This is a genomic window from Streptomyces sp. NPDC014623, assembly GCF_043088245.1.
Taxonomy (GTDB): Bacteria; Actinomycetota; Actinomycetes; order Streptomycetales; family Streptomycetaceae; genus Streptomyces.
Genome location: NZ_JBIBZU010000003.1, coordinates 358397 through 369049 on the forward strand (window position 1 = coordinate 358397; position 10653 = coordinate 369049).

At 73.0% G+C, this 10653-nt stretch carries 10 protein-coding genes; 5 read left to right on the forward strand and 5 right to left on the reverse strand.

What is annotated here, in order from left to right:
• Positions 1 to 68 precede the first annotated feature (68 nt).
• Positions 69 to 2576, reverse strand: a complete 2508-nt coding sequence (hrpB, locus tag ACF1FZ_RS07960) for an ATP-dependent helicase HrpB (RefSeq protein WP_391772502.1) — start codon at positions 2574 to 2576, stop codon at positions 69 to 71.
• Between the two features lie 72 nt (positions 2577 to 2648).
• A complete protein-coding gene (locus ACF1FZ_RS07965; RefSeq protein WP_391772503.1) occupies positions 2649 to 3473 on the reverse strand; it encodes a class I SAM-dependent methyltransferase in 825 nt (274 codons plus the stop codon).
• 398 nt (positions 3474 to 3871) lie between these two features.
• On the opposite strand from ACF1FZ_RS07965, the gene rpsA reads away from it, so the two are divergent.
• Positions 3872 to 5386 (forward strand): 30S ribosomal protein S1, encoded by a 1515-nt coding sequence (rpsA, locus tag ACF1FZ_RS07970; RefSeq protein WP_325749905.1) that lies wholly within the window; start codon positions 3872 to 3874, stop codon positions 5384 to 5386.
• A gap of 110 nt (positions 5387 to 5496) precedes the next feature.
• On the opposite strand, the gene ACF1FZ_RS07975 is transcribed toward rpsA, so the two are convergent.
• Positions 5497 to 5730 carry a hypothetical protein gene (locus tag ACF1FZ_RS07975; protein ID WP_391772504.1) on the reverse strand — a complete coding sequence of 78 codons (234 nt, stop codon included), beginning with the start codon at positions 5728 to 5730 and terminating at the stop codon, positions 5497 to 5499.
• 505 nt (positions 5731 to 6235) lie between these two features.
• Between ACF1FZ_RS07975 and ACF1FZ_RS07980 the strand changes: the two genes are divergently transcribed.
• From ACF1FZ_RS07980 to ACF1FZ_RS07990, 3 genes are all read left to right on the forward strand, one after another.
• The gene (locus ACF1FZ_RS07980; RefSeq protein WP_391772505.1) at positions 6236 to 7174 is read left to right on the forward strand and encodes a PAC2 family protein; all 939 of its coding nucleotides are present in this window, start codon (positions 6236 to 6238) and stop codon (positions 7172 to 7174) included.
• A gap of 42 nt (positions 7175 to 7216) precedes the next feature.
• A complete protein-coding gene (gene coaE / locus ACF1FZ_RS07985) occupies positions 7217 to 7819 on the forward strand; it encodes a dephospho-CoA kinase (RefSeq protein WP_391772506.1) in 603 nt (200 codons plus the stop codon).
• A gap of 72 nt (positions 7820 to 7891) precedes the next feature.
• Complete coding sequence (locus ACF1FZ_RS07990; protein ID WP_391772507.1) at positions 7892 to 8260, forward strand: tetratricopeptide repeat protein; 369 nt, start codon at positions 7892 to 7894, stop codon at positions 8258 to 8260.
• Positions 8261 to 8297: 37 nt separating this feature from the next.
• Here ACF1FZ_RS07990 and ACF1FZ_RS07995 read toward each other — a convergent pair whose 3' ends face one another.
• Both ACF1FZ_RS07995 and ACF1FZ_RS08000 read right to left on the reverse strand, forming a co-directional pair.
• The gene (locus tag ACF1FZ_RS07995) at positions 8298 to 8567 is read right to left on the reverse strand and encodes a DUF6343 family protein (protein ID WP_391772615.1); all 270 of its coding nucleotides are present in this window, start codon (positions 8565 to 8567) and stop codon (positions 8298 to 8300) included.
• A gap of 383 nt (positions 8568 to 8950) precedes the next feature.
• On the reverse strand, positions 8951 to 9307 hold the full coding sequence (locus ACF1FZ_RS08000; RefSeq protein WP_391772508.1) for a hypothetical protein: 357 nt from the start codon (positions 9305 to 9307) through the stop codon (positions 8951 to 8953).
• Between the two features lie 215 nt (positions 9308 to 9522).
• On the opposite strand from ACF1FZ_RS08000, the gene ACF1FZ_RS08005 reads away from it, so the two are divergent.
• Positions 9523 to 10623 carry a slipin family protein gene (locus ACF1FZ_RS08005; RefSeq protein ID WP_391772509.1) on the forward strand — a complete coding sequence of 367 codons (1101 nt, stop codon included), beginning with the start codon at positions 9523 to 9525 and terminating at the stop codon, positions 10621 to 10623.
• Positions 10624 to 10653: the final 30 nt, after the last annotated feature.

Genomic DNA, 10653 nt, shown 5'->3' on the forward strand with positions numbered 1-10653 from the left:
GGTCCGTACGCCCCTGGTCCGGCTCCCGCCCGGACGCTCCCGGTCCGGACGCCCCGGAGACGCAGCCGCTAAGGGCCGTCCCGGCGCAGCCGCGCCGAGGTGTAGCGGGTCGCCTCCACCGTCCTCGGGTCCTCGGGCCACGGGTGTTTCGGGTAGCGGCCGCGCAGTTCCGCCCGGACGTCCCGGTACCCCTCCCGCCAGAACGACGCCAGATCCGCCGTCACCGCCGCCGGGCGCCCCGCAGGCGACAGCAGGTGGACCAGGACGGGCACCCCGGCCACCCGGGGCGTCTCACTCAGCCCGAAGAGTTCCTGGAGCTTCACCGCGAGCACGGGCTGCTCGCCGCCGTACTCCACCCGGACCCTGGAGCCGCTCGGCACCTCGATCCGCTCCGGGGCGAGCTCGTCGAGCCGGGCGGCGTCGCCCGTCGCCCACGGCAGCAGCCGCCGCACCGCCTGCCCGGCGTCGATCCGCGCCAGATCCGCACGCCGGCCGGCGCGCGACAGCTCGGGCTCCAGCCACTCGTCGGCGCGGGCCAGCAGCGCACCGTCCGACACATCGGGCCACGGCGCACCCAGCACCCGGTGCAGGAACGCGAGCCGCAGCCGCAGCTGTGCACCGTCCCGGGTCCACCGCAGCAGCCCCGGGCCCTCGTGGCGCAGCCCTTCCAGCAGTGCCGCGCGCACCAGCTCCGGGGCCGGCCGCCGCAGCGCCCGTACCGACAGTTCGACGGCCCCGAGGCGGTCCACGGAACGTGCCACCACGTCGCCGTCCGCCCAGCGGACCTCCTCGCCGGAGAACCGCAGGTGCCCGGCGGCCAGCCGTGCAGTGCCCTCGTCGACGACGGCCGCCAGCCGCACCCGGGCGGAAGCGGCATGGGCGGGCCGGTCGGCGACCGCGACCGCGAGCCACGGTGCACTGCGCAGCCGTGAACCGTCCCGCAGTTCCGCGCCCGTGCCGGACACCATCAGGAAGGCCCCCTCGCCCCGGGCCCGTGCCACCCGTTCCGGGAACGCCAGCGCCGCCACCAGCCCGGCGGCGGCGTCCTCCGGGCCGCTGCCCGTGTCCTTCGACGAGCCGAGGGACTGCGAGAGCCGCCGTACCTCCTGCCGCCAGCGGACCGCGTAACCGTCACCGCCGCGCCGCGCCGTACGCAGCGCGTGCGCCAGGTCGTCGCCGTACTCCCGAGGTGGTTCCTCGCTCAGCAGCGCCACCACCTCCGCTGCCCGGCGCCCGCCCACCTCGCGCGCGCCGTCCAGGAGAGCCCGGGCCAGCCGGGGGTGCAGACCGAGCCGCGACATCCGCACGCCCCGGCTCGTCGCGCGTCCGGTGGCGTCCACCGCGCCGACCGCCGTCAGCACTTCCCGCGCCGCACCCATGGCGCCTGCGGGCGGCGGATCCAGGAGCGCGAGCCCGGTGGCGTCCGGATCGCCCCAGCACGCCGCCTGCAGCGCGAACGCCGCGAGGTCGGCCACCTTGATCTCCGGGGAGGGGAACGCGGACAGCCGTCCGTCCTCGGCCTGCTCCCAGCACCGGTACACCGTGCCCGGAGCCTCACGGCCCGCGCGGCCGGCACGCTGGCGTCCCGCCGCGCGGGAGGCCCGTACGGTCGTCAGGGCGCCCAGCCCTCGCGCGTGGTCGGTACGCGGTTCCCGGGCGAGCCCCGAGTCCACGACGATCCGCACCCCCGGCACCGTGAGGGACGACTCCGCGACGGAGGTCGCCAGAACCACCCGGCGTCCACCGGACGGACCGGCGAGCACCGCGTCCTGCACGGCGGCCGGGGCGCGCCCGTGCACCTGGAGCACCTCGGCGTCCACGCCGGCGAGCTGTCCGGCGACCCGGCCGATCTCGCCGACACCGGGCAGGAAGCACAGGACGTCGCCGTCCCGCTCGGCGAGCGCACGGCGCACCACCGCGGCCACGTGCGCCAGCAGGGCCGGATCCACCCTCATTCCGTGCGGGGGCCTCACGGTCCCGGCGGGCGGCGCCCACACCACCTCGACCGGGTGCGACACGCCGCGCGCCTCCACCACGGGCGCGTCGCCGAGCAGCCGCGCCCAGCCCTCGGCGTCCGTCGTGGCCGAGGCCGCGACCAGGCGCAGGTCCGGCCTGATCGTCCCCCTCACGTCGAGCAGGAACGCCGCAGCCGTGTCCGCGTCCAGATGGCGCTCGTGGCACTCATCGATGATCACCACGTCCACGCCGGCCAGCTCCTGGTCGCGCTGCAGCCGCTGGAGCAGGACCCCGGTGGTCACGACCTCCACCACCGTGTCCGGCCCCACCGCACGCTCACCGCGCACCGTGAAGCCGACCCGGCCGCCGGCCGGCTCGCCGAGCAGCCACGCCATCCGGCGTGCCGCCGCCCGGGCGGCGATGCGGCGCGGTTCGGCGACGAGCACGCGGCGGGTCCGGCCACCCCCGGTCAGTCCGGCGAGCACCAGGGGGACGAGCGTCGTCTTGCCGGTCCCGGGCGGTGCGCAGAGCACCGCGGCCCCCCGCTCATCGAGCGCCCGCTCCAGGGCGGGCACGGCGGTGCGTACGGGCAACTGGGCCAGGGCGTCGTCACGGATCACGCACCCAGTGTCGTACGCCGCCGTGCGCCGTCGGACCGGCGGTGCCCCAGCAGGCCGCGCCGGGCCTCGGCCTCAGCCCGCCGGCCGGTCCCGTTCGCAGACGAAGATCGCGGTCCCGGGGATCAGGTGGCCTCGCAGCGGGGACCAGCCGCCCCACTCCTGGTCGTTCCAGGCGGGCCACTCGGGCTCGACCAGGTCGATCAGCCGGAAGCCGCCCGCCACCACGTCCCGCACCCGGTCGCCCAGCGTCCTGTGATGCTCCACGTACACCGCGTCGCCGTGCTCGTCCTGCTCCACGTACGGCACGCGGTCGAAATAGGAGGCGGAGACGGAGAGGCCCTCCGGCCCCGGCTCGTCGGGGAACGCCCAGCGGACCGGGTGCGTCACCGAGAAGACCCAGCGCCCCCCGGGCCGCAGCACGCGGTGCACCTCGCGGAAGACCTGGACGGGGTCGGCGACGAAGGGGACCGCGCCGTAGGCGGAGCAGGCCAGGTCGAATGAGCCGTCCCGGAAGGGGAGCCGTCCGGCGTCGGCCTCCACGAGGGGGACGCCGCCGCCGATGCGCAGGGCGTGCTGGAGCTGGCGGTGGGAGAGGTCCAGGGCGACCGGGCGGGCTCCCCGGGCGGCGAGCCAGCGCGAGCACTGGGCGGCGCCGGCCCCGATCTCCAGGACGTCCCGGCCCTTCAGGTCCCGTGCCGGACCCAGGAGAGAGGCCTCGGCCTCGTCCAGCCCTTCCGGCCCCCAGACGAAGCGGCCGTCGCCGAGGAAGGCCCCGTGGTCGCTCTGGTACTCGTCGGCGTTCCGGTCCCACCAGCCGCGGCTCGCCCGGCTGCTCTCCGCCTGGCCGGCCTGCCGGCGGGTCGCCTCAGGTTCGGACTCGTGCATCTCTTGGCTCATCGTGCCCGTCGTTGTAGTTTGCCTTCACCCGCCTCACGCGGGTGCCTCCACGGGCCGTACGGGTGAGTACGCCCGTACGCGCGCGACGCACGGCCGTGACCGATGTGGCCTCGGCGAACGCGAGTTGTGCCGGGAATGGGGTGGTGCGCCCCGGGTGTGCGGCTTCGCGCATTGACCCTGTCCGGCTGCCCCCGTATGCTACAAGTTGCGCTGCGAGCCTGCGCGCTTCAGACCTAGCAGGCCGCGCTCGCGTCTGTTGCATGTCCCCTCGGTTGTCGGGGCGCCTTCCGGATCATTGGATCGGTGCTCTCCAGGCTGTCCGGCTTCTGCAGAGGCGATACGGGCTTTCGGCGTAGCAGTACCTACGACTCACTGTCCGTACCGGAGCCCTTTCCCACATGACGAGCAGCACCGAGACCACCGCCACCACTCCGCAGGTTGCGGTCAACGACATCGGCGACGCGGACGCGTTCCTCGCGGCGATCGACGAGACGATCAAGTACTTCAACGACGGCGACATCGTTGACGGTGTCATCGTCAAGGTTGACCGGGACGAGGTCCTCCTCGACATCGGTTACAAGACCGAAGGCGTCATCCCGAGCCGCGAGCTCTCGATCAAGCACGACGTCGACCCGAACGAGGTCGTCAAGGTCGGCGACGAGATCGAGGCCCTGGTTCTCCAGAAGGAGGACAAGGAAGGCCGCCTGATCCTCTCGAAGAAGCGCGCTCAGTACGAGCGTGCCTGGGGCACCATCGAGAAGATCAAGGAAGAAGACGGCATCGTCACCGGTACCGTCATCGAGGTCGTCAAGGGTGGTCTCATCCTCGACATCGGCCTCCGTGGCTTCCTCCCGGCGTCGCTCGTCGAGATGCGTCGTGTCCGCGACCTCCAGCCCTACGTGGGCAAGGAGCTCGAGGCCAAGATCATCGAGCTGGACAAGAACCGCAACAACGTGGTCCTGTCCCGCCGTGCCTGGCTCGAGCAGACCCAGTCCGAGGTCCGCCAGACGTTCCTCACGACCCTGCAGAAGGGTCAGGTCCGCTCCGGCGTCGTCTCCTCGATCGTCAACTTCGGTGCCTTCGTGGACCTGGGCGGCGTCGACGGTCTCGTGCACGTCTCCGAGCTCTCCTGGAAGCACATCGACCACCCCTCCGAGGTCGTCGAGGTCGGTCAGGAAGTCACCGTCGAGGTCCTCGACGTCGACATGGACCGCGAGCGCGTCTCGCTGTCGCTCAAGGCGACGCAGGAAGACCCGTGGCAGCAGTTCGCCCGTACGCACCAGATCGGGCAGGTCGTTCCCGGTAAGGTCACCAAGCTCGTTCCGTTCGGTGCGTTCGTGCGCGTCGACGAGGGCATCGAGGGTCTGGTCCACATCTCCGAGCTGGCCGAGCGCCACGTGGAGATCCCGGAGCAGGTCGTCCAGGTCAACGACGAGATCTTCGTCAAGGTCATCGACATCGACCTCGAGCGCCGTCGCATCAGCCTCTCGCTGAAGCAGGCCAACGAGGCCTTCGGCGGCGACCCGGCCTCGGTCGAGTTCGACCCGACGCTGTACGGCATGGCCGCGTCGTACGACGACCAGGGCAACTACATCTACCCCGAGGGCTTCGACCCCGAGACCAACGACTGGCTCGAGGGCTTCGAGGCGCAGCGCGAGGTCTGGGAGACCCAGTACGCCGAGGCGCAGCAGCGTTTCGAGCAGCACCAGGCCCAGGTCATCAAGTCCCGCGAGGCCGACGAGGCTGCCGCTGCCGAGGGCGCTGCCGCCCCGGCCGGCGCTGCCCCGGCTGCCTCCGGCGGCACGGGTGGCGGCGGCTCGTACTCCTCGGAGTCCGCGGACAACTCCGGCGCCCTGGCGTCGGACGAGGCCCTGGCCGCCCTGCGCGAGAAGCTGGCCGGCGGCCAGAGCTGACGCTCTGACCCCAGCCGCCCATCGGCTGCAGTAGCTGTGGAGCCGTAGGTGAGGCCCGTCCCCTCCGGGGGACGGGCCTCACCCGTGTCCGGACGTGGATGAGGCCCGTCTCAGGGCCTCACGGCGATGTCAGTCATGCCCTTGCCGCCGGTGACGCCGGCCGGTCCGCTGCCGTCGGGGGTGTGACCGGAGGCCGCTGTTCCGGTGGCGTCTTCCTCGGTGTCCAGGTTCTCCCCGCCGGCTCCCGGGGCGACCGTGCCTCCGGCGATCCGGGTGTTGCCGCTCCGGCCGGTGAGGCCGCCCGGCGGTCCGGCACACACCTTCGCCCATGACCCGGCAGGCATGGCCGGTGCCGTGGACCGGGGAGCTCCGCAGGGCGCCGTCCCGGCCGGACGGCGCCGCCGAACGCGGGGAGCGTGCGGAACGCACGGTGGCTGACGGCCCGTGACGCATGACTGCCGGGATCCGTGCGACGTCTGGGTCACACCGGTCATCAGAGGCGGTCGGTGGGAACACCGGGGTACGGGTGCGGAGTTCCTGGCCGCCTTGTTCTCCCCTCGCCGGTGGCCGACCCGTACGCGACGGCTCCCCGGCCTCTTCCCGCCGCCCGGCCCGACGAGCCGTGCTCCGCTCAACAGCTCTGCCCGGCATGTGCACTTCGCTGACGCCCCCTCGGCCGCTCCGGCACCTGGAGGCACCGGCAGTACGGGGCGTACGTCGTGGCACGGAAGGCGGGGACGGCGCCGCACGGCCGTGTCCTCGGCCGACCGCGTGTGAAAGGGGCGTGCGCGGGAATGCCGTGGGCGAGCAGGGTGTTCTTGTCGGGGAACACGAGGAGGAGCGGTAACCGTGCCTGATCCGCAGAGTTTGTACGAATGGGAGCCGAAGGGCCTGGCTGTCGTCGACGTGGCGCTCGCCCAGGAGTCGGCCGGCCTGGTCATGCTCTATCACTTCGACGGGTACATCGATGCGGGTGAGACGGGCGAGCAGATCGTCGACGGCCTGCTGGAGACGCTGCCGCACCAGACGGTGGTCCGCTTCGACCACGACCGGCTCGTCGACTACCGTGCACGCCGCCCGCTGCTGACCTTCAAGCGCGACCGGTACACGGGGTTCGAGGCGCCCGCCCTGGAGGTGAAGGTCGTCCAGGACGCCACGGGCGCGCCGTTCCTGCTTCTCTCCGGACCGGAGCCCGACGTCGAGTGGGAGAAGTTCGCCGCCGCTGTGGAACAGATCGTGGAGCGGCTCGGTGTCCGGCTCGCGGTCAGCTTCCACGGCATCCCGATGGGCGTCCCGCACACCCGCCCGGTCGGCCTCACCCCGCACGGCAACCGCACCGATCTGATGCCCGGCCACCGCAGCCCCTTCGACGAGGCGCAGGTCCCCGGGTCCGCCGAGGCGCTCGTGGAGTACCGGCTGATGGAGGCGGGGCACGACGTCCTCGGCGTCGCCGCCCATGTGCCGCACTACGTCGCCAGGTCCGCCTACCCGGACGCCGCGCTCACCACTCTGGAGGCGGTCACCGCGGCGACCGGGCTCGTCCTGCCGAGCGTCGCGCACACGCTGCGCACGGAGGCGCACCGCACCCAGACCGAGATCGACCGGCAGGTCGGACAGGGCGACGAGGAGCTCGTCTCGCTCGTCGAAGGGCTGGAGCACCAGTACGACGCGGTCGCGGGGTCCGAGACCCGGGGCAATCTCGTGGCGGAGTCGGTCGACCTGCCGTCGGCGGACGAGATCGGCCTCGAGTTCGAACGCTTCCTCGCGGAACGTGAGGGCGATTCCTGAGGGGTCCTCCGGGCGCCCCCGGCCGGAGGCTAGGCTCGGCGCATGCTGAAAGTGGGCCTGACCGGCGGGATCGGCGCCGGCAAGAGCGAAGTGTCACGGCTGCTCGCACACCACGGAGCCGTACTGATCGACGCCGACCGGATCGCCCGGGAGGTCGTCGAGCCCGGCACTCCCGGGCTCACAGCAGTCGTCGAGGCCTTCGGGCCCGAAATCCTCGGGGCCGACGGTTCCCTGAACCGGCCGGCGCTCGGTTCGATCGTCTTCGCCGACCCCGCACGCCTGGCCACGCTCAACGCCATCGTCCACCCGCTGGTCGGGGCTCGTTCCGCCGAGCTGGAGCGGGCAGCCGGAGCCGGCGCGGTCGTCGTCCACGATGTCCCGCTGCTCACGGAGAACGGCCTCGCCCCGCTCTACGACCTGGTCGTGGTCGTCGACGCGTCACCGCAGACCCAGCTCGACCGGCTCGTACGGCTGCGCGGCATGACGGAGTCCGACGCCCGCGCCCGGATGGCGGCGCAGGCCACCCGTGAGCAGCGGCTGGCCGTGGCCGGCCTCGTCATCGACAACGACGGTCCGCTGGAGAACCTGGCACCCCAGGTCCGCAGGGTCTGGTCGGAGCTCACCGCGCGGGCTGCCACCGGCTGATCCCGCGCCCGGCCGGAATACGCACACCTGGCCGGATGTTGAGAAGCGGAAGGCGAGGGGAAGGACAAGGCTGTGCCCGAGAGTAATCCGGAAACGCATGTCATCGACTTCCGTGCGGCGGAGCAGCTTCTCGCCGCGCGGGACCCGCGAGGTGCGGTCAAGCTGCTCGACTCGGTGATCGCCGCCCACCCCGAGAACACGGCGGCCCGGCTGCTGCGCGCCCGGGCCTTCTTCGCCGCCGCCCAGCTCCGGCCGGCCGAGCTCGAATTCGAGCTGGTCCTGGAGCGTGAGCCGGACAACGCCTTCGCGCACTTCGCGCTGGCCCGCACCTTCCAGAGGGCCGGCCGCCCCGAACAGGCCACCCGCCACTTCCGGCTGGCCGCCGCGCTCGACCCGAAACCGGAGTATCTGCAGGCCGCCCGCTTCGACGAGCGCCCCTGACGGTGCGGGGGCCGCGCCTTCGTCAGCGCTGCGGGTCTCAGCGGCCGTACCCGCCCCGGTCGGGTTCGTACGGCGGGATGTCCCGGCCCGGCTGGTAGTGCGGGCCCTGCCGCAGGTGGCGGACGACGAGGCAGAGGTCCGTGGCCGTGACCACCAGCAGCACACCGCAGGCCGCCGCCCAGCCGGGACGTCCGGTCACCACGAAGGCCGTCAGGCCCAGCGCGGCCCAGATCATCCCCCACAGACTCAGCCAGAGTCGCATCCGCAGGGGGCTGCGTGCGGTGGACGGTTCACTTCCGGTTCGCATCACCATCGCCTCTCCTCCAGTATGACCCCACGGTGCGGCGTACGGAAACCGACGGCGGGAACGGGGAGCGGACCGTGGCGACGACGGGGCGGGGGCCGTCATGGGGGCGCCGCCGGCACCCGCCGGTCCAGGGCGCGGGGGTCACTGTCGCGCGGCGCGGCCGGGGACGCGCTGGGGGACCGGTCGGGTTCCGTTCCCTGGAAGGGCATCCGCCGTACCTACGGGGAGCGGGGCACAGGCGGTCCCGTCGCGGACCCCGGCGGAGCCGCCGGGCGCGCTCATGCCCGCCCTGGCCGTCCGCACCGCCCGGGACCGGCGGCAGCAGGCCCGGGAACTGTTCCCGCTGCTCCGCGGGTGCGGGCATACGTCCCCGCACCCACCGGTCACTGGACGAACCGGTAGCTGCGCCAGGCCGGGGCGCTCCCGGCGTTCACATCGCTGAGCCTGGTGGACACGTAGGTGGTCGCGGGGCCGGTGCAGTCGCGGGTGGTGTACAGGACGATGTCCACCAGGGTCAGGTTCTCGACCCTCCGCGCACCGGCGGGCGCCATCCTGTGGCAGCCCCTCACCGAGGGGCTGTGCACGGCGACGGCCTTGTCCCGGCCGGTGGTGTAGACGACCGGCCCCACCGCCGTGCGCCCGAGTCCGGAACAGCCGGTGACCGCCAGGGTGAGCAGGGCCGCACCGGCGGCCACGCCGGCACGGCGGCGGAGGAGGGCGGGGGTCGCGGTGACGGACATGGGCTGGTCCTCGTCTGCTCGTCCGGCTCATCGGTACGTCACGGAGACGTGCTGGCGCTGGCCACCCTGCCCGGTCCTCCGAGCGCCGGCACCCGGTGCGCAGCCGACCGGGGCCGCCGGCACCCGAACAGAGGTTCAGGGGTTGCGAATGGGGCATATCGTGTTAATAGGGCGTGTCGGGTGCGGAAGCGCACTCCCGGAGACAGGGGGCCGTGATGGGCCAGGGACTGTTGAGCGTATGGGTGGCGGTGCTCGCGGGCGGCCTGGTGTACGCCATGGCCGCGGCCCGGGTGGTCAAGCAGTACGAGCGGGGCGTGGTGCTCCGGCTCGGCAGGCTCCACGACGCGGTGCGGCCCCCGGGCTTCACCATGATCGTCCCGGGCGTCGACCGGCTCCGCAAGGTGAACATGCAGATCGTGACGATGCCCGTCCCCGCCCAGGACGGGATCACACGTGACAACGTGACGGTGCGGGTGGACGCCGTCATCTACTTCAAGGTGGTGGACCCGGCGAGCGCGGTGATCCAGGTGGAGGACTACCGGTTCGCGGTCTCCCAGATGGCGCAGACCTCCCTGCGGTCGATCATCGGTAAGAGCGACCTGGACGATCTGCTGTCCGACCGCGAGAAGCTGAACCAAGGACTGGAACTGATGATCGACAGTCCGGCGGTGGGCTGGGGCGTACAGATCGACCGGGTGGAGATCAAGGACGTCTCCCTGCCGGAGACGATGAAGCGGTCCATGGCGCGCCAGGCCGAGGCCGACCGCGAGCGGCGCGCGAGGGTCATCAACGCCGACGCCGAGCTGCAGGCTTCGAAGAAACTCGCCCAGGCGGCGCAGCAGATGTCGTCCCAGCCGGCGGCGCTGCAGCTGCGCCTGCTGCAGACGGTGGTCGCCGTCGCGGCCGAGAAGAACTCCACGCTGGTCCTGCCCTTCCCGGTGGAGCTGCTCCGCTTCCTGGAACGCGCGCAGCAGGGGCAGCCGCCGCAGCCGTCCGCCGACGCGGGGCAGCCGCAGGGCGTACCCGGGCAGCCGGTGGCGGACCACCGGCCCGCGGCCCCGTCCGGCGGGAGCCCGGCGGAGGCGGACCGGTCTGCCGTGGGCGCGTCGGCGGGGCCCTCGTCCGTCGTGGGCCCGCCCTTCGGTGACCCCGTCACCGGGCGGACCCTCACGGACCGGCCGCTCCCGGACGCACCTCTCGGAGACCCGGGACCGGAGCCGGACGGACCGCCGGAGCCCGGCCCGGAGGCGCTTTCGGAGTTCGGTCCGGAACGACCGTCCGACCGGTCCGGCAGCAGGCCCTTCACCCGGCACTGAGACGGTCGTCCGCCCGCTCCATCCGTGAGA